A 21,218-nucleotide genomic window follows, 5' to 3' on the forward strand; every position below is an offset into this window, starting at 1 on the left:
AACGATTTTGCAAAGATGATCAACCGGGGTGCCGACTGCCTGCAGCTGCACGCAGAGCATGTGAATGCCCTCAATGTTTTTCCGGTGCCTGACGGCGATACCGGAACCAATATGAATCTGACGATGACGGCCGGCCGCCAGGAGCTGCTGTCCAAGCCTTCGGAATCGCTTGCGAAGGCTTCCGAGGTGCTGTCCAAGGGTCTGCTCTTGGGCGCGCGCGGCAATTCGGGAGTGATCCTCTCCCAGTTGTTCCGCGGCTTCGCGCGCGGCTCGGCGTCACTGGATCAAATGAACAGCATGCAGTTCGCCGAGGCCTTGCAGCATGGCGTCAACCTGGCCTATAAAGCGGTGGTCAAGCCTGTAGAGGGAACGATCTTGACCGTAGCCAAAGAAGCTGCCAAGCATGCGACCAAGCAAGCCAGACGCGTCCGCGATATTGCGGAGCTGATGCGTGAAGTGCATGCAAAGGCGCAAGAAGCGCTTGAGCGGACCCCCGATCTGCTGCCTGTCCTCAAGCAGGTCGGCGTCGTCGATTCCGGCGGGCAAGGGCTCGTCTATATCTATGAGGGCTTCCTGGCGGCGCTGGAGGACTCAGCGCTGGCAGAGCCTGATTTGGTGCCGAAGGCTGGCTTTGCGCCCGCAGCGGCGGCACGGCCGGCATTTGGCGGTTCAGCTGCAGTGGCGCCGCCGTCTTCGGCACAGTCCAGGCTGGAGACCAAAGATATCGAATTCTTGTACGATATGGAGTTTTTCATCAATCGACAGCTCGGCGGCGGCGGCGCCCGGCGCTTCGATGAGACAGCCTTTAAGCAGGCGCTTGCCAAGGATGGCGACTCGATCGTCGTCATCGCCGACGAGGAGATCATCAAGGTGCATGTCCATTCGCGCAAGCCTGGGGATGTGCTCAATCTGTCGCTGCCCTATGGCGAGCTGTCGGATATCCACATCTTGAACATGCGGGATCAGCATCGGGAGCTTATCCATGACGGGACAGTGTTCGACGAACGAGAAGCGCCGCATACGGCGCCGCTGACACCCATATCGGCGGACGAGCAGCACCTGGCAGACGCGCTGCCGGAGCTGCTGAGCGGCGTCCCGGCTGTGAGCGAGCCGCCGGCCGAGGTGCACGAGATGGCGCCTTACGGCATCATTGCTGTCGCGATCGGCCAAGGCATCTCCGACATTTTCTTGAACAACAATGTCGACGTCGTGTTGAGCGGCGGCCAGACGATGAACCCGAGCACGGAGGACTTCGTGCAGGCGATGGCGGGATTGACGGCCGGGCATATCTTCTTGCTCCCGAACAATGGCAATATCATTCTGACTGCCCAGCAAGCAGCCGAGCTGAGCGACCGCCAGGTGACTGTTATCCCGACCAAGACGATTCCCCAGGGGTTGGCGGCATTGCTGGCCTTCAAGGATCAGGAGTCGCCGGAGCGCAACGCTGCCTCCATGCAGGCGGCGGTGGAGCAGGTGCAGTCCGGTCAGGTTACTCATGCGGTGAGAGACTCGGTGATCGACGGCCTGCAGATCCGGGAAGGCCACTATATCGGGATTCGCGAGAAACAGATCGTATCCACCGATGCTAGTCTGCTCCATACTTGTCAGGCGCTGCTGGATCTTATGATTGGCGAGGGCGGCGAGCTGGTTACCGTCTTGACAGGGGAGCAGGCGCAGGAACATGTTACAGAAGAACTTTCGGCGTGGATTCATGCGGCTCATCCCGATGTAGAGCTGGAGATCCACAGCGGCGGGCAGCCCCTGTATCCGTATTTATTTGCAGTGGAGTAGAGGGTGCAGGGATACCATGAAGAGGAGGCGGATCACATCCATATGACCATCCGGATTGTCACAGACAGCACATCGGATATTCCACAGCAGCTGCGCGAAGAGCTGGGCATCGTCCTGGTTCCGCTGAAGGTTCACTTTGGCCAGGAGGTCTATCTCGACAGCCAGACGATTCAGCCCGAGGAGTTCTATACGAAGCTGGAGTCGGCTTCACAGCTGCCGACGACCTCGCAGCCTTCACCCAATGACTTTATGGAAGTATACAAGAGCATTCTCGAAGAAACGCCAGGGGCGCAGATTCTTTCCTTTCATATCTCTTCGGAGATGAGCGGTACCTATCAGTCTGCGGTTTTGGCCGAATCACTGATCGAGGAAGAAACGGATATTACGGTGATCGATTCCAAATCGGCGAGCTTCGGCTTTGGCATGCGGGTGGTGGAGGCGGCACGGATGGCCCGAGAGGGCAAGAGCAAGGAAGAGATCCTCGAGAGGATGGAGTGGCTGCGCGACAATATGCGTCTCTACTTTCTGGTAGACTCGCTGGAGTATCTGCAGAAGGGCGGACGGATCGGCAAGGCGTCGGCGCTGATCGGTTCGATCTTGAATATCAAGCCGATCCTGACCGTGGACAAGGATGGCATCGTTGCGCCGGTGGACAAGGTGCGCGGTCAGCGCAAAGCGATGCAGCGCATCATCGATCTGCTGAAGCAGGATTTCCAGGACGAGCCGGTGGGGGCTATGATGGCGTATTCCAAGCATCAGGCGCCGGCCACAGAGCTCAGCGAACTGGTGAAAGCCAATTTTAATGTTCGGCACGTGGATTTCACGACCATTGGTTCGGTCATCGGCACCCATGTCGGTCCGGGAACCGCAGCGATATTTATGTTTAGGGTGTGAGTGTCAGCATGGCAACCGAACTTATCCCGCTTAGACAGATCAAAGGCGTGAGCGCTCAGAAGGAACAAGAGCTTCACGCCTTTGGCATTCACTCTGCCATGGATTTGTTGGAGTATTATCCTTTCCGTTATGAGGATTATCGGATACGCAACCTCTCGGAGGTGAAGCATGGCGAGCGGATCACCATCCAGGGTACGGTGTCCGGGATGCCAGTGCTGAACCGTTATGGCCGCAACAAATCCAGGCTGACCTGCAAGATCACTGTGGAGAGCTGGTTGGTCACTTGCGTATGGTTCAACCGTCAGTTCCTGAAGGATCAGCTGACGAGCGGCCGCGAGCTCATCGTCACCGGCAAATGGGATCAGGGCCGCATGCACCTGACGGTAACGGATTCGGAGTTTGCCGATAAGGAATCGGGACGTTCGGGTACGCTGCAGCCGGTCTACTCGGTTGGCGGCTCGATTACGCAGAAATGGATGCGCAAGACGATTGCCCAGGCGCTGGTCCAATTCGGCAGCATGATCGAAGAGGTGCTGCCTGCGCTGCTCCTGGATCGTCACCGTCTGATGCCGCGCCGCGAGGCGATTATGCGCATCCATCATCCGGAAGACAGCACAGAAGGCCGGGCAGCCCGCGCACGGCTGGTCTATGAGGAGCTCTTTTTATTCCAGCTGAAGCTGCATGCTTTTCGCTCGGTGAACCGGGAGCGTCAGGACGGGGTAGCCCATGTGATCGACAATGGGACGGTGCTGGAGCTGGCGCAGAGCCTGCCGTTCGAGCTGACGGCTGCGCAGAAGAAGGTGATCAACGAGATTATCCACGATATGCGACAGCCCTTCAGCATGAACCGGCTGCTCCAGGGCGACGTCGGCTCGGGCAAGACAGTCGTCGCTGCCATCGCGCTCTACGGTGCAGTGAAGGCGGGGCATCAAGGCGCGCTGATGGTGCCCACGGAGATTCTGGCCGAGCAGCATACGCGCTCGCTGCAGCGGCTGTTCGAGCCCTTCGGCCTGCAAGTGGACCAACTGACCGGCGGCATGAAGGAGCGCAGGCGGCGCGACGTGCTGGCGGGGCTGCAGATGGGGGTCATCGATATCGTCGTCGGCACGCATGCGCTGATCCAGGACGGTGTGGACTTCCGGGCGCTGGGGCTGGTCGTCATCGATGAGCAGCACCGTTTCGGGGTCAATCAGCGCACCGTACTGCGCCGCAAAGGGATGCGTCCTGACGTGCTGACGATGACCGCGACGCCAATCCCCCGCACGCTGGCGATTACAGCATTCGGCGACATGGATATCTCGACGATCCGGGAGCGGCCGCAGGGACGCAAACCGATCAAGACCTATTGGGTCAAGCACGGGATGATGGACCGGATCCTCGGCTTCATCCGGCGGGAGGTCGCTGCAGGGCGGCAGGCCTATATCATCTGCCCGCTCATCGAAGAGTCGGACAAGCTGGATGTGCAGAATGCCATCGATCTGCACATCCAGATGCAGCAGGCATTTCCCGATCTCACCGTCGGTCTCCTCCACGGCCGGATGACGGCGGCTGAGAAGGAACAGACGATGAAGGAATACAGCGAAGGACGCACGCATGTGCTTGTCTCGACGACAGTCATCGAGGTCGGTGTCGATGTTCCCAATGCCACGCTGATGATTATCATGGACGCCGAGCGGTTCGGACTCTCCCAGCTTCATCAGCTCCGGGGCCGGGTTGGCCGCAGTGATCATCAGTCGTATTGTGTGCTGGTCGCTGATCCCAAATCGGAGAGCGGACAGGAGCGGATGAAGGTCATGACGGAGACGGACGACGGCTTCGAGGTTGCCCGCCGCGATCTCGATCTGCGGGGACCGGGCGATTTCTTCGGAACGAAGCAGAGCGGGCTGCCGGAATTCCGTCTCGCGGATATGGTGAGCGACTACGGTGTGCTGGAGACGGCGCGTGACGACGCTTCGGAGCTGGTGGGGGACCCGCAGTTCTGGGAAGCACCGCAATACGCCAGGCTGCGGGAGCGGCTGCAGCGCGAGCAGGTCTTTGAGAGCGAGCAGCTGGACTAGTGCCGGACAGGCCGTGCGATAATGCCGCAACATCGGCAGGCGGGGCGCATATACTTGAAGTGATATGCCCCCGAGGCACTCATGGAGGTGTGGCGGTTTGAGTTATCAAAAGTACGGCATTCGCCCGGAGCTGGTCGAGCGCGTCAAGCTCAAGATGAAAAATCCTGTCCTGAAGGAAAAGGTCAAGCTGCAGCTGACCCAGGTGACCAAGGCGGATCTGCGGGACCGTCTGAAGGTACGGAAGCTGGTCAAGTCCGTAGCCAAGACTTTGAACGAGTCGTTAACGGAGACGCAGGAAGAACAGATTGTGGCGTTTGTGTTGGCCCAGAAGATTGACCCGAACAACACCCTGCATCTGCTTAAGCTCTGGGCCATGTTCCGTTAACCATCTCGCCGCCGGTGATACAGCCGGCATCCGAGCCAGCCGGCAGCCCCGGCTGGCTCTTCGGCATGTCAGCGCCGGCTAGAGGGGCATGATGCAGGAAGGGTCATCCAGCTGTGTCCGGCCCACGCGCCGATCAACAGGGTAGGCCTCCAGCCAGTCGTCCGGACACGGCCGCAGCAGCGGCTGCAGCTCGCGGGGATCGCTTGTCCCTCTGTTCAGCCAGCGCTCGGCAGCCTGCGCCTCCAGGATGACTGGCATGCGGTGGTGAATCGGCGACATCAAGTCGTTGGCGGCGGTTGTGAGGATGACACAGCTGCTCTCACGCTTGCCATCCGGGTTAAGCCGGATGTCGTACAGGGCGGCCATGGCAAACGGGAGCCGGTCCTTGCGGACGATGCGCATCGGCTGCTTGGAGCCGTCTGCCAGCACCTGCCACTCGTAGAAGCCGTCTGCCGGGATGAGGCATCGCCTGCCGCGCAGCAGCTCCCTGAAGGCCGGCTTCTCATGCACAGTCTCTGAACGGGCGTTGATGAGCGGTTTGCCCGGATGCTGATTCATCCGGGCAGGCGTGAGTCCCCAGGAGAGCTCGCCGAGCCTGTTGCGCTCGCCGTCATGGATGATCGCCGGGATCGGCTGGCCGGGAGAGATATTGTAACGCGGACGGTATTGAGGAATCCGCGAGTCGGCGATGTGATAGAACAGCAAGAGTTCGTCCAGCGAGATCGTGATCGAATAACGGCCGCACATGAGCAGCACGCTCCCTTCTGCACTTGTGGGCGGCCGTATCGCTTGGCCGCCTGTGTTGTATCCAGTATAGACCGTTCATCTGCTGGGATCAATCGGGGGATGACAGATCGGCTGAAGGCGAATAATGGTGTTATAACCATGAGCGCGAAAGGAGGGGCCGATCCATGTCGGGAGCATATCGACACCGAAGCCGCGGGCAGTATCATCCCCGCTCCTGGGGGAGCAGGATCGCCGGCTGGCCCGTCGACCTGTACCGCTATTGCAGCGGCAAATGGGACGGTTGGCGCCGCTCGGCGAGACTGCGGCGATCTGCACTGCCGCTGCCATCGCCAGATCGCCAGACGGTGCGCAGGCTGGCGGCGGATTGGCAGCGCGTGCGCCTGGCGGACGGGGGCGTGGGGGCGGACCCGTCCGCCCATTCGTCCCTGCTGGCTGATATCCGCCAGCGTACGGCCCGGGCCAACCGTAATAATGTTACACGTACCGCAGCTTATCTGGCGTTTTATCGGCGCCATCCCGAAGTGCACTGGTCGCTGCTGGCTCACATGGTCTCCCGCAACGGAGGCTGGAACATGACCGACCTGCAGGGCGAGCTGCTGCCGCGTCTGCTGACTCCCGAGCAGTGCCTGCAGACCTTCCTGATGCTGGAGCGTGCCAACTATCTGATCTTCGGCGACGCGTATCCGCAGCTGCTGCTCTACGAAGCGGGGCTGGCTGCAGGCAGGGACCTGTCGCGGCTGTTGCCCGAGCTTGGCGTGTCGCGCTTCATGGAGCCGGTCTGGGCAGGCTTCTACCGCCGCCCGGAGCCGGCATTGCTGACGACAGCGCTCATCATCAATGAACAGCAGTTCATCGAGTCGCGGGTCGTCCGCCATCCTTTCTATCGGGAGCATGTGCTGGAGCGCTTTTATTTCGCCCTGCAGGCCGTCTTGCAATTCAATCAGGTCATGTTTCCATATGGCGGACCGGCTGCCATGGCGGGGCTTATCCTGGAGGACTTCGAGGATATCCGGGAGCGGATCGCCTTCGGCAAGAGGCTGTACGCGCTGCTCTTCCGCATACCCGAGATCCATCAGGGTGTCTGCGCCTTTGTCTCCGGTCAGCCGCATACGGGCTCGCGAGCCGATTACGCTCCGCAGCTGTTCACCGCCACCACGAGCATGGGGCAGCACCCGGGCCAATATGTCGAGCGGCTGCGAGGGCGGCACTTGCTGAGGGCTGCCCCGCCCTTGTACAGCCCCCGTCTCGCAGACGCGTGGCCCGACCGGACAGCTGCCGAAGCGGAGCCGGGGGATTGGCTGGATGACGCAGACATAGATGCGATATCCGGCTACATGGCGGGCTTGCCGCTGCCGCGATCATTTGCCATTGCCAATGAATACGGCTTTGCCCTGGACAAGCTGGAGCTGGCGGTCCTGGCCAAGCAGACGGTGGTCCCTGCGTCCAAAGCGGACTAGTAGTTAGGGCCAGAGGCTGGTACAAATTGTTCTTGCATAGGGAACGTGTATTCGGTATATAATAAGAACATACATTCCTGTACAGGAGATGCTTACTTATGAAGCCTAAGCTGCAAGAAGAAAGTCCGGTCCGCTCTGTCTCGCCTTCCATGGAAGAGCTCCAGCTGATCCGTGATTCGGTCCTGCTGCCGATGCTGCTCACCATCGTTGATCGCAACGCCAGAGAGGTCGAGCATTCCGGCTATGCGATCCGGCGCGTCTATGTTGCAGCCTCGCAAGTGCTCATGAACCGGATTCATACTGATCTAGCCAGCACCCGGAAGGAGCTGCGGCAGCGTCGGATCAAAGTGTTCGAGGATGAGCAGATCGACGGCGTGCTGTATTACCGGTTTGTCTGCCGCGGATACGAGGACCGCTTCGGGCTGATGCGCGACCTCGCCCGTCGGGAGATCAGCAGCCGGATCGGCCGTTATATCCGGGAGATCTTCGATCCGCCCGGGCGGCCGGGGCAGGGGACATCGGATTAGTGGGTGTGTTCTGGTCCAGGCTCTGGTATAATGGAGTCAGTTCACAACCGCATAGTATTCCGGGGAGCTGGTGAAGCCGGCTGAGAGGGTATCCTGCAAGCAGATACCGACCCTTGACCTGATCTGGATAATGCCAGCGTAGGAAGGATGGTGCCGCCATCGCCGTTTCCGCATGTGTGCGGAACAGAGGTGCTGTGACGGCATGCACGCCACTGGCGTCCTCGGGCAGGGGGCGTTTTTTTGTTGTTGTCCGGTTGTCCCGTCTGATCCGGCGGCTGCCGGCAGGAGAGCGGTTGGAGCAAGAAGAGAGGGGAAGAGAGAGATGTGGAAGAGGAGCAGTAAACGATGGGGAGTGACGGTGCTGGCAGCGGCACTGTGCGTCGCCGGCTGCGGCGGCAACGAGGCACAGGAGGGCAACAATGCCGGCGCGGGTGCGGGCGAGGAGACGACCAAGATAAGAGTGGTGTTGGACTGGACGCCGAATACGAACCACACCGGCCTTTACGTGGCCCGCGATATGGGATTTTATGAGCAGCATGGCTTGGAAGTAGAGATCATCTCGCCGCCGGAGACAGGCGCAGACCAGTTGATCGCCAGCGGCGGCGCCGAGTTCGGCGTCAGCTATCAGGAAGCGATCACGCAGGCCAGGGTCCAGGAGGTGCCGATCGTCTCCATTGCGGCAGTCATTCAGCACAATACGTCGGGTTTTGCGGCGCCAGTGGATAAACAGATCCAGTCCCCCGCCGATTTTGAAGGCAGGCGCTACGGCGGCTGGGGCAATCCGGTCGAAGAGGCGGTGATCACCTCACTGATGCAGGAAGCCGGCGCCGATGTCAGCCAGGTAGAATTCGTGAACAGCAGCGCCGATTTCTTCACCGCCACAGCTCAGGATATCGATTTTGCGTGGATCTATTATGCCTGGACCGGCGTGGAAGCCGAGCTGCGCGGTGAAGCCATCGATATGCTCTATGTGAAGGATTACAGCGATGCCCTGGATTATTATACGCCTGTACTGGCGACAAGCGAGCGCATGATCGAAGAGCGTCCCGAGCTCGTCCGCTCGTTCATGGCGGCTACTGCCGAGGGCTACCGCTACGCGATCGAGCAGCCGGAAGCAGCGGCGGAGCTGCTGATCGCGGCCGAGCCCGATCTGAACGAGGAGCTCGTCCGCGCCAGTCAGACCTGGCTCAGCCCGCGCTATCAAGACGATGCGGCGCGTTGGGGCGAACAGAAGTCCGAGGTCTGGCTGAACTATATGGAGTGGATGGCTGATCATGGCGTGCTGGAAGGGCGCATCGATACCGAACAGGCCTACACCAACGCGTTTTTGCCGGAATAAGTGCGTGATCAATAGTAGGAAGGAAGTGTAGAGAAAAAATGGCCAATACACTGCTAAGTATCCAGATCCTGCCCCGCACCCCGGAAGGGGAGGCGGTCTACAGCTATGTCGACCGGGCGATCGATGTCATCAAGGCTTCGGGGCTGCCTTACCGGGTAGCTCCGCTGGAGACGACCATCGAAGGGGAGCTCGGCGAGCTGCTGGATCTCGTCCGGCTCATGAATGAGGCGATGACCGAGCTGGGCTGTCCATCCGTCATCTCGCAGATCAAGCTGTATCATAATCCGCAGGAAGGTGCGTCGATGGATCGCCTCCTGGAGAACTATCCCGGTGGGCGATAGGCTGCGTCTCGCGGGTCCGCCGGTTGCAGTCCTGTTCCTGCTGCTTGTCGTGTGGCAGGGAGCGGTATGGATATTCGAACTGGAGGCCTGGAAGCTGCCGGGGCCGGTCGAGATCATCCGCGAAGCCGCAGCGATCTGGCCGCGGCTGCTGGACCACACATGGGCCACCACAAGGCTGGCTCTCCTGGGCTTTGCCGCTGGCGCAGCGACGGGCATCCTAGTCGCTGCTTTGCTGCATCTGGTGCCGGGCGCGCGGGCCGGTCTATATCCGCTGCTGGTGCTCTCGCAGAATATCCCGACGATCGTCCTGTATCCGCTGCTGATGATCTGGCTCGGTCTGGGGCTGCTTCCCAAGCTGGTGCTGATCATCCTCGTCTGCTTCTTCCCGATCGCCGTCGCCATGCTGAGCGGACTGGGCCAGCGCGACCCGAGGCTGGCGGATTATCTGGCGATGATCGGTGCCGGCAAATGGCGGATCTTCCGCGACCTGGAGGTGCCGGGCGCCGTCCCGTATCTGTTCTCGGGACTCAAGATTGCAGCCGCCTACAGCATCACGGGAGTCATCGTGGCGGAGTGGCTCGGTGCAAGCAGCGGCATCGGTTATTTCATCAAGCTGTCTTACAGCGGTTTCCTGGTGACCCGGGTGTTCGCCGGTGTAGCCGTCATCGTCCTGCTCAGTCTGGCGGTGTTCGGGATCATCGTCGCCGCCGAGCGCTGGTGGACGCGCTGGCAGCCGCGGCAGGAGGGGAGATAGTCGGATGGAACCTGTACTGGAAGTAGATCGCGTGACCAAATCGTTTCGCAAAGGCAAGCAGCAGCTGGATGTGCTTGGCGGCATCGACGTCACGGTCGGTGAAGGAGAGTTCGTCTCGCTCATCGGTCCTTCGGGCAGCGGCAAGACGACATTGTTCCAGCTGATCGGAGGACTCGAGCTACCGGATCGTGGCACGATTCGAATCAGCGGACAAGATGTGGCGGGTCAGCGGGGACATATCGCCTACATGCCGCAGCAAGCTGCGCTCCTGCCGTGGCGGACGGTGACGGACAATATCGTCCTCGCATTGTCTATAGCCGGCGTAGCGGCGGATGAGGCGCGCCGCCAGAGTGCCGACTGGCTGCCCAAGATCGGGCTGGAGGGCTACGGCGACAGCTATCCGCATACACTCTCTGGCGGTATGCAGCAGCGGGTTTCCTTCTTGAGGGCGCTGTTGGCGCCCCGGGATCTGATGTGTCTCGACGAGCCGTTCGGGGCGCTGGATGCGCTGACGCGACTGCAGATGCAGCAGTGGCTGCTCTCCATCTGGGAGACCAATCGGCGATCGGTGCTGATGGTGACCCATAGTATCGAAGAGGCGCTGCTGCTCTCGGACCGGATCCTAGTCATGTCTGCTTCGCCGGCTACAGTCATCCGGGAGCTGCCAGTGCCATTTGCGCGGCCGAGATCGAGCGAGCTGTGGACGGACCCGCGGTTCAACGCTTGGAAGCAGGAGCTGTACGAGCTTCTCAGCAGCAAAGAGAACGATCACGGAACGGGGGAGAGGCTGGCTGATGGTAGAACATAGCTTCAAGATGGCCGATGCTCATCTGCATCTTGACCTGTATCCGGCTGCGGCGCGGACGGCGATGCTGGAGCAAGCCTGGGCAGCGGGCGTAGAGGCGGTCATCGCGGTCTCGATGGACCTTGCCTCCTGCAAGATCAACCGGGAGCTGGCACTCCGGCATCCGGGCCGCATCCTGCCGGCTTATGGCTACCATCCGGAGCAAGCCGCCCCGGACGATGACGCTCTGGCGGCGCTGCTGGCCTGGATCCGGGAACGCGCAGCTGCGGGGGAGCAGTTCGCTATCGGAGAGGTCGGTCTCCCCTACTACAGGCGCAGCAGTGCGTTGGCGGCGGGCGTGAGATTGGCGATGGGGCCATATATCCGACTGCTGGAATCCTTTGTCGTCCTGGCTGCGGAGCTGCAGCGTCCGATTGCCCTCCATGCCGTCTATGACGATGCGGCAACGGTATGCGATCTGTTGGAGACGCACGGCGTCCAGACAGCTCATTTCCATTGGTTCAAGGGGCCGGCCGCGGTAGTCAGCCGGATGATCGCGTCGGGCTATTACATCTCCGTGACGCCGGATGTGGCTTATGAGCCTGAGATCCAAGCGCTGGTGGCGAAGTATCCGCTGGAGCTGATGATGGCCGAGACGGACGGTCCATGGCCGTTCGAAGGACCCTATGAGGGGGTGACCACGACTCCGGCGATGACAGCCGATGTCACCGGGCATATCGCGAGGATCAAACGTATCGATGCGGCAACCGCCGCCTATCGAATCCGGGCCAATACCCGGAGCTTTTACGGCATTTAACCGCTTAGTAGGGCATTCGTCCAATCCGATGGGTACTTACCATCATAAGATAGGTTATTCCTACTGAAAGGTGGTCGTACAGATGGGTTATGTTGCCGGTGCCGGTTGCGGTCCAGGCGGCGTGGGCGGAGCATTTACGAACACAGGTGCGATCCTGGTTCTGTTCATCCTGCTCGTCATCATCTCGCGCACGTTCTTGCTGTAGTGCCGATAAGAAAACCCGCGCTTCTGCCGAAGCGCGGGTTTTTCTCCAACAGCTATTCGGGACTGTTCTGTCCGTTGCCTCTGGACTGATTCCAGCGGACGACGACGCTGACCACGCTCAGGAACAAGCCGATGATCAATAACGGGATGCCCAAGCTGCCGGTTTCGGTCAGATGCAGGATGAAGCCGACGATCATAAGGATCGTCGAGAACAGCGAAATGGCAATCGGATTCAAATTCAGTTTCATGCGGACACCTCCATTCCAACTCCTTAATACGGACGGAAGAGCCGCCGGGTTGCACAGTTATTGCAATTTTCCTTCAAATACGGAAGAAAGCTGCTCCGGAGGCGTGACGAACAGATCATCATAGCTGACCGTATGTCCTTCGTCATTGATCATGCCGCTGCTGCCCGCCTGGAAATTGTACTGTTTGGCGGCTTCATACATATCCAGGAAGCGATTGGCTTTTTCATAGGCATCGTCAGACTGGTCCGCATTGCAGATGGGAAAGCTCACCGGCAGGTTGCGGAGCAGCACCCGTACTTCAAAACTGCTGTTATTGTGCTCGATGACGGCCAATTCATACTTGTCAAACACTTTAACGAAGGAAACATTCATCTTGCTCACTCTCCTGTCGTAAATTTTGGGGTACAAGCATATAATCAGACATGCTGGTTCAAGGGGCTGATTGGCGTTGTTACTCCTCAAAAAAATGATGGCCATCGTCATTGGCAGCCTGTTGATTGCGGCGGGAATCAATTTGTTTCTGGTGCCGCTGCAGGTACTGGACGGAGGCGTAATCGGGATAGCATTAATCGTCAACTATCTGTTTCGGATTAAAATCGGGCTTATTATTATCGTATGCAGTATTCCTATTTTTATAGCCGCTTGGTTCTACAGCCGCTCCATGATCTACAACAGCATGGTCGGCATCGTCTTCTCCAGCTATATTATCGATCTGTTGGAGCCGTACCAATATGTGTTCCTCTACTACGTCGAATGGACGCCGCTTGTCCGGTCGGCGGTCGGCGGTCTGCTGATCGGTACAGGCCTGGGCATTATGCTCCGCTTCAAGGCCAGCACCGGGGGGACAGATCTGCTCGCCCATATGGTGGCCAGGCGCACCGGCCTTAATGTCGGTGTCCTGATCGCCATGATCGACGGATTTGTCGTCAGCGTCGGCGGTTTGCTGCTGCGGGGCGATACGTTCTTGCTTTCATTGATCACGATTACATGCGGCGGGATCGCGACGAGTCTCTGCACCTGGAAGCTGTCCAAACGAACAGGAGTTGCATAGTTTACTGGTTTAATACCCGTTTGGGCAGGAATTGAAACAAATGGCAATCCGCGCAAAAAAAATCGAGGCCCCCTTTCGAGGGCCTCTTTCAATGGGAGAGGAGAAACCGGACGAAGAGCTTATGGGGAAACGTAAGCTTGCTCCGCGGTTTACTTACGGCATCTCACGACACCGATATTGTAAGGATAGCCAGGAGCGGCACAAACTATACATAGCTGCCAAAAATAAAATAATAGAGCTTCTCCAGCGTCGTCGAGGAGTTGCTGACAGGCTTGCAAAGGGTGCAAATTATGGTACGATAGCTAGAGCAATTCAGACAAGCGAAGCTTGGAACTAAGGAAAGGAGCGGCTGCAACGTGAGAGTAATCGCAGGCGAAGCCAAAGGGCGGCCGCTGAAAGCGGTCCCGGGCTCGGGCACCCGACCAACGACGGACAAAGTGAAGGAAGCGATCTTCAGCATGATCGGTCCTTTCTTTAAGGGAGGACAGGCACTGGACCTGTTTGCGGGCACGGGCGGTCTGGGCATCGAGGCGCTGAGCCGCGGCATGACGCGCGCTGTCTTCATTGACCTGGAGCGCCAGAGTATCGAGGTCGTCCGCCGCAATGTGGAGGCTGCAGGAATGGCCGGCCGCGCCGAAATCTACAAAAACGAAGCCGGCCGGGCGCTCAAGCTGCTGGAGAAACGAGGGCAGACGTTCGAGTTGGTCTTTCTGGACCCTCCATATAAGATGAGAGAAGCGGATCAGCTGATGATGGAGATGGCTGTCCGGGGGTTATTGGCGCCAGAGGCGGTCATTGTTGTCGAGCATGATGCGCGTCACATATACCGTGAGACTTTTGCGCAGTTCCGGCAGCGCCGGCAGGCGCTCTACGGCGACATAGCTGTAACGATCTATGATTATGTGCAGGGCGAGAAGAAGCCTACAGGAGGAACAACAGATGAAGCCCCAAGCCAAGATTGAACGGGTTGCCGTATACCCCGGAAGCTTTGATCCGGTCACGCTCGGCCACCTCGACATTATTCATCGCGCCGCCAAACAATTCGACAAGCTGATCGTCGCAGTGCTTAACAATACGAGCAAAAACCCGCTGTTCACTGTGGAGGAGCGCAAAGAGCTGCTGCGGCAGGCGACTGACGATCTGGACAACGTCGAAGTGGACAGTTTCCGCGATCTGCTGGTCCGGTACATGCGATCACGCGACGCCGGGGTCATCGTAAGGGGGATTCGCTCCGTCACCGATTTCGAATACGAGCTGCAGCTGGCTTCGACCAACCGTCACCTTGACGAAGGAATCGAGACGATCTTCATGACGACCAATCCCAAATACTCGTACCTCAGCTCCAGTATCGTCAAGGAGATCGCCCAGTTCGAAGGAGAGGTCCGGGAGCTGGTGCCGCCGCATGTCGAACAGGCGCTGCGCGACCGGTTCCGGGAGCGGGCTCAGGCAGCGGACCGGCGCTGAATGCTCCAGTACAGCCCGGTCAACATCAGAATGACCAGCCAGAGCGCGGCCCAAGCGAGCATGAACCCCGGTATATAGGACCATAACCCCGGCAAGTCCGCCAATCGGAGCTCGCCGACCGGACGATGGCCTGCACCGGAGCTGTATGCCCAGGCAGAGGTGCTCGTCCAGCGGCTGTAGGGCTGCCATAGGACAAGTGCGGCAGCGAATGCCAGCGCTGCATGTCCGATCCTTGCCAGCAGGAAAGGCGCGAACCGCAGATCGGTGCCGACAATAGCGCTCCGGGCTTGCAGCAGACTGCTCCAACCGCCCCAGCATAAGGTTGCGGCGATTGCGGCGAGGATGAGGGAGGGCGAATAACGGTCCATGACTGCGCTAAGGGCGTAGGTGCCGAGATGACTGTCGAACCAGCCCGAGAATGCCAGCGGCGCCAAAGCATCGGGCAGGGCGATCTGCAGCAGCTGCGAGGCGAGCGAGCCTAGAATGATCAGGCCGCCGATCGTCATGAGCTTCTGGATGCTTCCGGTGACGGCGTCTCCAAGCACCTGGCCCAGACTCCGGCCATCGCGGCGATGGCCCTCCATCATCGCTTCTACGGCTGTGCCAAGCAGTCCTGTTCGCGGATGACTGCCTGCCGGCGGCTGCAGGACGGACGGACCTGCGGCCAGACGGAGCAGGAGCACGCCGCAGATGGCCGATGACCAGACGGCGGCAGCCACGAGCAGCGCAAAGCCGGGCTGATGGAGAAAGCCGGCACCGATGACGATAAGGATCAGCATCGGACTCGGCATATGGGACACCGCCAGCAGCCATTGACCCTGCCTGCGGGTGACCTGTTCCTCTGCTCTGAGGGCGGCGGTTGCTTCTGCGCCAGCTGTATAACCTGCCGTCCAGCCGATGGCGATGGCCCAGGCGGCGCCGCCCGGCATGCCGAGCAGACGCCGCATCGGCGGATCGAGCAGGACGCTGAGCGCGTGGAGGACGCCGAAGGCGCGCAGCATCTCCGCCAGTACGAAGAAAGGCAGCAGTCCCGGGAAGACGATGCCCCACCAGAGCGCGATGCCTTGCAGAGCCGCTTGCAGGGTAGTCTCGGGCATGCTGACGACGACCGCGACGAGAGCCAGCGATGAGACGGCGAGTAGGATGGTGCGCAGCATAACCTTCGACCTCCAGAAGGGCATAATAAGGGCAAAGCAAGTTGACATAGGCTGGCTATCCGTACCAGCCTCAAATGTACAGTTGTCATTATGTTTACGCGAACAAGCTATCGCTTAGACCATGCACCGGTCTGAGCTGATGCTCTCGAAGATCGTTTTTCGGCGAAAAACTTACGTCTATGCTTCCGAAGGGAGGGTTCCTTCGGAAAACTTTTAGGAGGTCAGCCATGAATGCTGAGCATCGCGGCCGGCCGGGTACGGTCGTCCGTTGGGCTGTGGCAGCGGCGATCCTCATGCTCTGCCTGCTGTATGTACCCACACCGTACGCAGTATACACCCCCGGCCTGGTGGCGCCGGTGGGCCCGATGGTTCAGACGGCCGGAGGGGAACGGGATACCGGAGGAAGCTTTATGCTGACGACCATCCGGATGACCTATGCGAATTATTGGATGAGCTTGCAATCGATGTGGAATCCGGACATGCTGTTGTACAGCAAACGCGAGATTATCGGCGATCGGAGTCAGTCCGAGTACGCGGCCCGACTCGTCTATGTCATGCAGCAATCGCAGAGCAATGCTATCGAGGCCGCTTACCGCGCGGCAGAGGTGCCGTACCGCATTGTTCCGGAGCAGCTCGTCGTTACGGATGCCCCGCAGACGGCCGAGCCAGGACTGCGGCCCGGAGATCGTCTGCAGGCTCTGGAAGGTTTGCCGTTCAAAGATGCGCAGACGCTCACAGAGCTGCTGGAAGGGCGCGGGGGCGGCGATAGCTTGCAGTGGACAATCATCCGTCAGGGGAGGGAGCAGTTCGTGACAACCGTGCTGCAGCAACCCCCGGCAGACGCGGGAGCCGGCGGGCTCCCGCAAGCACTGGGCGGATTGCAGCTTGCCGAGCTGCGCAAGCTGGAGCCGGACGATCCCGCACATGTCGTACGGATCGATGCAGGGGAGATCGGGGGCCCGTCGGCGGGCTTGATCTTCGCCCTGCAAGTGTACGACGACCTGATGCCAGGCGATCTGACAGGCGGACTCAGGATCGCCGGTACCGGCACCATCGATCCGTCTGGAGAGGTGGGGCCGATCGGCGGGATCTCGCTGAAGATCACGGCTGCCGAGCAGATGGGCGCCGAGCTGTTCCTCGCGCCTCGCGAGAACGCCGAAGAAGCCGCTGCCCGGGCGCGGCAGATCGGCAGCGGGATGAAGGTGATCGCAGTCTCTTCTATCGGCGAGGCGATCGAGGCGCTGCGCCGGGAAGTGCCGACCGCTAGATCCTGATCGGCGGCAGCAGGTAATCGCGGTACATGGCGCTGCCGCTTGGCGGGCGCTGAGCCACCGCGTAGACGGCGGACGCCCGGACGTCCAGCTCGAGATACGGCAGATCGGCCGGCGGACGGGCAGCGCTGAGCAGCACCGGCAGTCTGGCCTGCTTGCGCATCCGCGCCAGCAGCTTCTGTCCTGTACCAGTAAAGCCAAGTACTCGAATATACTGAATGCCTGTCCCCAGCCGGGCAGGCTTTAGCTCGTCGCGGCTGTGGCCCAGCAGGACGGCCAGCAGCACCCGCTGCAGCTTGGTCCGCGTATATCGGCGCGTCTTGACCAGCGCCAGCAGCTGCTCAAAATCGGCAGCCTGCAGCTGCGGCAGCGCCCGAAGCAGCCGATACTGCAGCCCTTCGCTCATCCCGTGCAGGGAGGACAGGCGCTCAGCCGACGAGGAGGCAAGAAGGTGGAGCAGCTGGGGGACGAAGCTCTCCCAGCTGACAGGGGCTCTGCCCGCATGCCATTCGCGCTCCAGGATCGTCAGAGTGGAAGCAGGGACGTAGGGGGCAATATCCCGGAGCGCCCCGCCGGAGGCCAGCAGCTGCCGGATTGCTGTGGCGCTGGCGATCCGGCTGTCGGTGATGTCCTCCTGGTGATAGCCGGCCTTTTGCCGGAGCACCGTATAAGGCCGGATCGGGCTGCTGATTCGCTCAAGCGCCATCAGGTAATGCAGACCCAGGGAATTGTTGGGACTGGCGAGGTCCGGGAGAGCGGTCTCCGGGGTCCCCTGCTCTCGGAGATAGGCGTCCGCCGCTGCTGCGTAAGCTGCGGGGTAACTGCTGCCCTGCCCGAGCACGGCGTGCAACAGCTCCTTGAAGCGCGGCGGCTCATCTGCCAGGAGTCTGGCGCTCCGCGCCAGGCGTTCCAGGTCGCCGCTCTCGCTGCCGAAGCAGAGCGCATCGACTACGCCGGTAGCTTCGAGCAGCGATACGGCGCCATAGGCAAACCATTCTGCCGGTTGGGCGGCATAGGCGATCGGCAGCTCGATGACCAGGTCGCAGCCGCCCGCGAGCGCCATCTCTGTCCGCGCCCATTTGTCCAGCAGCGCCGGCTCGCCGCGCTGCAGGAAATGGCCGCTCATGACGGCCACGACGGCTTCGGCGCCTGTTTGTTTGACGGATTGTTGCATATGATAAAGATGTCCGTTGTGAAACGGATTATATTCCACGATGAGCCCGACTGTTCGCAATGGCGCGCCTCCTTGGAATTTGTATGTTTCGGGGCCAACCGCAAAGTGCCTGATTAGGCTTCGAAGGCAAGGCTCCGCTTTGTGGGGATTTTTTAAATATAGCATGAATGCCTGTGGACGCCTACAAATTCAATGAAATTGTTGACAAAGCATAGGCCCGGTCGATATAATAAATTTTGTTTGTTTGAAAAGGTGGAGCTTTTTCGAACACATTTGGAGCTGATAACATGATATTGCGAATTCAAGACGTGCTGTCCAAGGGCATGCCGCAGCCGTTCCATGCATCACTGGATGTGTCGGACTTGCTGAAGGGGCGCAAGGATGTGCTGGAAGCCGGACCATTAGCCGTCCGTCTGGACGCGCTTCCCGAGGCTCGTGTCGTCCGGCTGGAAGGCGAAATGTCCATCGATGTGGCGTTTGCCTGCTCCCGTTGTCTGGAGCCTGCCAACGAGCATCTGGATATAGCATTCTCCGAACGGTTCAAGCTAGCGGTTCCCGAGTCGGCCGCTCCGCCCGAAGAGGACGTCATCGTCGTCGAAGAAGACAAGTTCGACCTGGAGCCTTATCTGGAAGAAGCCTTGCTGCTGCATTTGCCTTTCGTGCCGCTTTGCAGCGACACCTGCAAGGGGCTGTGCCCGCAGTGCGGAGTCAACCGCAATGAGACTGACTGCAGCTGCTCCGGAGAGCGGATCGATCCCCGGATGGCGGCTTTGAAGGACTTGTTTAAGGACTGACAGGCTGTGAGAGCCTGATTTTTGTGAAGGAGGTGGGATAGATGGCAGTACCACAAAGAAGAACATCCAAAACACGCCGCGACAAGCGCCGCACACACTTCAAGCTTGTTGTGCCGGGCATGGTTAAATGCGACCAATGCGGAGAGCTGAAACTGGCTCATCGCGTGTGCAAAGTGTGCGGAACCTACAAATCGAGAGAGATTATCAAGCAATAGCACCACCTTTTATTAGTATTGAAGTAGTACTTCATCTCTGGTGGGGTGCTATTTTTTTTGCCCTTCACAGCTTCCGCGCAGCCGTTGCTTCCGAACTGTTTTTTCTTTATACTGGATTGGTACCTGGTAATAATATGATCTGATACTAGATGAGTAAGGTGGTGCGGGCTATCGAACGTCTGCCCAAGCGTGAGCGGCAGCAGCAGCTGGCCAAGCTCATAGAAGACAATCCGTTTATGACTGACAGAGAACTGAACAGACGACTCAAAGTGAGCATTCAGACGATCCGTCTGGATCGGCTGGAGCTCGGGATTCCAGAGCTGCGCGAGCGCATCAAGCTGATGGCCGAACGTTCTTATGATCCGGTACGCTCGCTGCCGATGCATGAGATCATCGGTGATATCGTCGATCTTCATCTGGACAAGAGCGGCATCTCGTTATTCGAGATTCGTGAGGAGCATGTGTTTTCGCGCACCGGCATTGCCAGAGGACATCATATCTTCGCCCAGGCCAACTCGCTGGCCGTCGCCGTCATCGATGACGAGATCGCGCTCACCGCTTCGGCGGATCTGCGGTTCATCCGGCCGATCAAGCTGCACGAGAAGTGCATCGCCAAGGCCTATGTCCGTTCCGCTCCCAGCGAGGGGAGCAAGGCCAAGGTTGAGGTAATTACATATGTCGGGGAAGAAATGGTCTTCCAGGGGCAATTTGTCATATTCCGTTCGGGCAGTCGAATAGAGGGGGGGGGATGAACATCCGGATTGCAATCGATGCAATGGGGGGAGACCACGCCCCGGAAGCCGTAGTCAAAGGCGCGATCGAAGCGGCGGCGGCCTGGTCCGATACGACGATCGTCTTGGTCGGCGACGAAGCCAGGATCCAGCCGCTGCTCGCTTCCGCGCCGGCCAATATCGAGGTTCGGCATGCCGACGATGTGATCGGCCCGGATGAAGAGCCGGTGCGCGCCGTGCGCCGCAAAAAAGCATCCTCGATGGTTGTGGCCGGCACGCTGGTCCGCGAAGGCGAAGCCGACGCCATGATCTCGGCTGGCAATACCGGGGCGCTGATGGCGACAGGGCTGCTCATACTCGGCCGAATCGAAGGCATCGAGCGGCCGGCACTGGCGCCGATGATGCCGACGCTCGACAATGTCGGGCTGCTGGCTCTGGATCTGGGTGCCAATATGGACGCCAAGCCGGAGCATATGCTGCAATATGGTCTGATGGGCAGTATCTACCGCCAAAAAATGCACGGGCTGGCAAAGCCGCGTGTCGGCTTGCTCAATGTCGGCACAGAAGCCAAGAAGGGCAATGAGATGACGAAGGCCGCCTACGATCTGCTCGCAGCGGCGCCGATCCATTTTGTAGGCAATGTGGAGGCCCGCGATGTGCTGACGCGCGGCTGCGACGTACTCGTCTGCGACGGCTTTGTCGGCAATATCCTGTTGAAGGCGATGGAGGGTACGGCAGGCACCGTCTTCGGCGTCCTGAAGGAAGAGTTCAGCAGATCGTGGCTGACCAAGCTGGCAGCTGTGATCATGCTGCCGAAGCTGCGCGAATTCAGGCGCAAGATGGACTATAAGGAGCATGGTGCAGCACCGCTGCTCGGTGTGAGAGGGCTCGTCCTGAAGAGTCATGGATCTTCGGATGCCGTGGCGATCCTCAATGCCGTGCGCCAGGCCAGAACGGCGGTGGAAGGCCGCTTGATACAGGCGATAACCTCGGAAATAAGCGGGAAGCGAGAGTGA

Annotated in this window: 25 protein-coding genes and 1 riboswitch; of the genes, 20 read left to right on the forward strand and 5 right to left on the reverse strand. The window is 59.8% G+C overall.

Annotated elements, in window-relative coordinates; genetic code table 11:
* Positions 1 to 15 precede the first annotated feature (15 nt).
* From ABC336_RS28565 to ABC336_RS28580, 4 genes are all read left to right on the forward strand, one after another.
* The gene (locus tag ABC336_RS28565; protein WP_413242632.1) at positions 16 to 1,791 is read left to right on the forward strand and encodes a DAK2 domain-containing protein; all 1,776 of its coding nucleotides are present in this window, start codon (positions 16 to 18) and stop codon (positions 1,789 to 1,791) included.
* 42 nt (positions 1,792 to 1,833) lie between these two features.
* Complete coding sequence (locus ABC336_RS28570; protein ID WP_413241892.1) at positions 1,834 to 2,685, forward strand: DegV family protein; 852 nt, start codon at positions 1,834 to 1,836, stop codon at positions 2,683 to 2,685.
* A gap of 8 nt (positions 2,686 to 2,693) precedes the next feature.
* Positions 2,694 to 4,742, forward strand: coding sequence for an ATP-dependent DNA helicase RecG (gene recG / locus ABC336_RS28575; protein ID WP_413241893.1), 2,049 nt, complete (start codon positions 2,694 to 2,696; stop codon positions 4,740 to 4,742).
* 97 nt (positions 4,743 to 4,839) lie between these two features.
* Entirely contained in the window at positions 4,840 to 5,127 is a 288-nt protein-coding gene (locus ABC336_RS28580) for a stage VI sporulation protein F (RefSeq protein ID WP_413241894.1), read from the forward strand.
* 78 nt (positions 5,128 to 5,205) lie between these two features.
* Here the strand turns inward: ABC336_RS28580 and ABC336_RS28585 are convergent, their stop codons facing one another.
* Positions 5,206 to 5,874 (reverse strand): SOS response-associated peptidase, encoded by a 669-nt coding sequence (locus ABC336_RS28585; RefSeq protein ID WP_413241895.1) that lies wholly within the window; start codon positions 5,872 to 5,874, stop codon positions 5,206 to 5,208.
* A gap of 164 nt (positions 5,875 to 6,038) precedes the next feature.
* Here ABC336_RS28585 and ABC336_RS28590 point away from each other — a divergent pair, with 164 nt between their 5' ends.
* The 8 genes from ABC336_RS28590 to ABC336_RS28625 all read left to right on the forward strand — a co-directional run bounded on the left by ABC336_RS28590 (position 6,039) and on the right by ABC336_RS28625 (position 12,098).
* Positions 6,039 to 7,331 carry a DUF2515 family protein gene (locus tag ABC336_RS28590; RefSeq protein ID WP_413241896.1) on the forward strand — a complete coding sequence of 431 codons (1,293 nt, stop codon included), beginning with the start codon at positions 6,039 to 6,041 and terminating at the stop codon, positions 7,329 to 7,331.
* Positions 7,332 to 7,429: 98 nt separating this feature from the next.
* The gene (locus tag ABC336_RS28595) at positions 7,430 to 7,858 is read left to right on the forward strand and encodes a YhjD family protein (RefSeq protein WP_413241897.1); all 429 of its coding nucleotides are present in this window, start codon (positions 7,430 to 7,432) and stop codon (positions 7,856 to 7,858) included.
* Between the two features lie 50 nt (positions 7,859 to 7,908).
* Positions 7,909 to 8,020: riboswitch (TPP riboswitch) on the forward strand.
* Positions 8,021 to 8,180: 160 nt separating this feature from the next.
* Positions 8,181 to 9,197: an ABC transporter substrate-binding protein gene (locus tag ABC336_RS28600; protein ID WP_413241898.1), complete on the forward strand. Its 1,017-nt coding sequence runs from the start codon at positions 8,181 to 8,183 to the stop codon at positions 9,195 to 9,197.
* Between the two features lie 38 nt (positions 9,198 to 9,235).
* Positions 9,236 to 9,538, forward strand: a complete 303-nt coding sequence (locus tag ABC336_RS28605; protein ID WP_413241899.1) for a thiamine-binding protein — start codon at positions 9,236 to 9,238, stop codon at positions 9,536 to 9,538.
* Positions 9,528 to 10,292 carry an ABC transporter permease gene (locus ABC336_RS28610; protein ID WP_413241900.1) on the forward strand — a complete coding sequence of 255 codons (765 nt, stop codon included), beginning with the start codon at positions 9,528 to 9,530 and terminating at the stop codon, positions 10,290 to 10,292. The genes ABC336_RS28605 and ABC336_RS28610 overlap by 11 nt, the downstream gene beginning before the upstream one ends.
* 4 nt (positions 10,293 to 10,296) lie before the next feature.
* Positions 10,297 to 11,100, forward strand: a complete 804-nt coding sequence (locus tag ABC336_RS28615; RefSeq protein ID WP_413241901.1) for an ABC transporter ATP-binding protein — start codon at positions 10,297 to 10,299, stop codon at positions 11,098 to 11,100.
* The gene (locus ABC336_RS28620; RefSeq protein WP_413241902.1) at positions 11,087 to 11,893 is read left to right on the forward strand and encodes a TatD family hydrolase; all 807 of its coding nucleotides are present in this window, start codon (positions 11,087 to 11,089) and stop codon (positions 11,891 to 11,893) included. The genes ABC336_RS28615 and ABC336_RS28620 overlap by 14 nt, the downstream gene beginning before the upstream one ends.
* An 82-nt stretch (positions 11,894 to 11,975) precedes the next feature.
* Positions 11,976 to 12,098: a YjcZ family sporulation protein gene (locus ABC336_RS28625; protein ID WP_413241903.1), complete on the forward strand. Its 123-nt coding sequence runs from the start codon at positions 11,976 to 11,978 to the stop codon at positions 12,096 to 12,098.
* A 52-nt stretch (positions 12,099 to 12,150) separates the two neighbouring features.
* Here the strand turns inward: ABC336_RS28625 and ABC336_RS28630 are convergent, their stop codons facing one another.
* Positions 12,151 to 12,345 (reverse strand): hypothetical protein, encoded by a 195-nt coding sequence (locus tag ABC336_RS28630; protein WP_413241904.1) that lies wholly within the window; start codon positions 12,343 to 12,345, stop codon positions 12,151 to 12,153.
* 57 nt (positions 12,346 to 12,402) lie between these two features.
* Complete coding sequence (locus ABC336_RS28635; RefSeq protein WP_413241905.1) at positions 12,403 to 12,717, reverse strand: hypothetical protein; 315 nt, start codon at positions 12,715 to 12,717, stop codon at positions 12,403 to 12,405.
* A 76-nt stretch (positions 12,718 to 12,793) separates the two neighbouring features.
* Between ABC336_RS28635 and ABC336_RS28640 the strand changes: the two genes are divergently transcribed.
* The 3 genes from ABC336_RS28640 (at position 12,794) to coaD (ending at position 14,860) form a co-directional block, all read left to right on the forward strand.
* Entirely contained in the window at positions 12,794 to 13,396 is a 603-nt protein-coding gene (locus ABC336_RS28640) for a YitT family protein (protein WP_413241906.1), read from the forward strand.
* Positions 13,397 to 13,752: 356 nt separating this feature from the next.
* On the forward strand, positions 13,753 to 14,358 hold the full coding sequence (gene rsmD / locus ABC336_RS28645) for a 16S rRNA (guanine(966)-N(2))-methyltransferase RsmD (protein WP_413241907.1): 606 nt from the start codon (positions 13,753 to 13,755) through the stop codon (positions 14,356 to 14,358).
* Positions 14,336 to 14,860 (forward strand): pantetheine-phosphate adenylyltransferase, encoded by a 525-nt coding sequence (coaD, locus tag ABC336_RS28650; protein ID WP_413241908.1) that lies wholly within the window; start codon positions 14,336 to 14,338, stop codon positions 14,858 to 14,860. The genes rsmD and coaD overlap by 23 nt, the downstream gene beginning before the upstream one ends.
* Here coaD and ABC336_RS28655 read toward each other — a convergent pair.
* Positions 14,839 to 16,017, reverse strand: a complete 1,179-nt coding sequence (locus tag ABC336_RS28655; RefSeq protein WP_413241909.1) for a nucleoside recognition domain-containing protein — start codon at positions 16,015 to 16,017, stop codon at positions 14,839 to 14,841. The two genes, coaD and ABC336_RS28655, sit on opposite strands and share 22 nt — an antisense overlap.
* Positions 16,018 to 16,244: 227 nt before the next feature.
* Here ABC336_RS28655 and ABC336_RS28660 point away from each other — a divergent pair, with 227 nt between their 5' ends.
* On the forward strand, positions 16,245 to 17,291 hold the full coding sequence (locus ABC336_RS28660) for a YlbL family protein (RefSeq protein ID WP_413241910.1): 1,047 nt from the start codon (positions 16,245 to 16,247) through the stop codon (positions 17,289 to 17,291).
* Here the strand turns inward: ABC336_RS28660 and ABC336_RS28665 are convergent.
* The gene (locus tag ABC336_RS28665) at positions 17,281 to 18,522 is read right to left on the reverse strand and encodes a nucleotidyltransferase (protein ID WP_413241911.1); all 1,242 of its coding nucleotides are present in this window, start codon (positions 18,520 to 18,522) and stop codon (positions 17,281 to 17,283) included. The genes ABC336_RS28660 and ABC336_RS28665 overlap by 11 nt on opposite strands.
* Before the next feature lie 227 nt (positions 18,523 to 18,749).
* Here ABC336_RS28665 and ABC336_RS28670 point away from each other — a divergent pair, with 227 nt between their 5' ends.
* From ABC336_RS28670 to plsX, 4 genes are all read left to right on the forward strand, one after another.
* Positions 18,750 to 19,256, forward strand: coding sequence for a YceD family protein (locus ABC336_RS28670; protein ID WP_413241912.1), 507 nt, complete (start codon positions 18,750 to 18,752; stop codon positions 19,254 to 19,256).
* 41 nt (positions 19,257 to 19,297) lie between these two features.
* A complete protein-coding gene (gene rpmF / locus ABC336_RS28675) occupies positions 19,298 to 19,471 on the forward strand; it encodes a 50S ribosomal protein L32 (protein ID WP_020615330.1) in 174 nt (57 codons plus the stop codon).
* A gap of 179 nt (positions 19,472 to 19,650) precedes the next feature.
* Positions 19,651 to 20,223, forward strand: a complete 573-nt coding sequence (gene fapR, locus ABC336_RS28680; protein ID WP_413242633.1) for a transcription factor FapR — start codon at positions 19,651 to 19,653, stop codon at positions 20,221 to 20,223.
* Between the two features lie 2 nt (positions 20,224 to 20,225).
* Positions 20,226 to 21,218, forward strand: a complete 993-nt coding sequence (gene plsX, locus ABC336_RS28685; RefSeq protein ID WP_413242634.1) for a phosphate acyltransferase PlsX — start codon at positions 20,226 to 20,228, stop codon at positions 21,216 to 21,218.

Source organism: Paenibacillus jepli, assembly GCF_047238105.1.
GTDB lineage: Bacteria > Bacillota > Bacilli > Paenibacillales > Paenibacillaceae > Paenibacillus_D.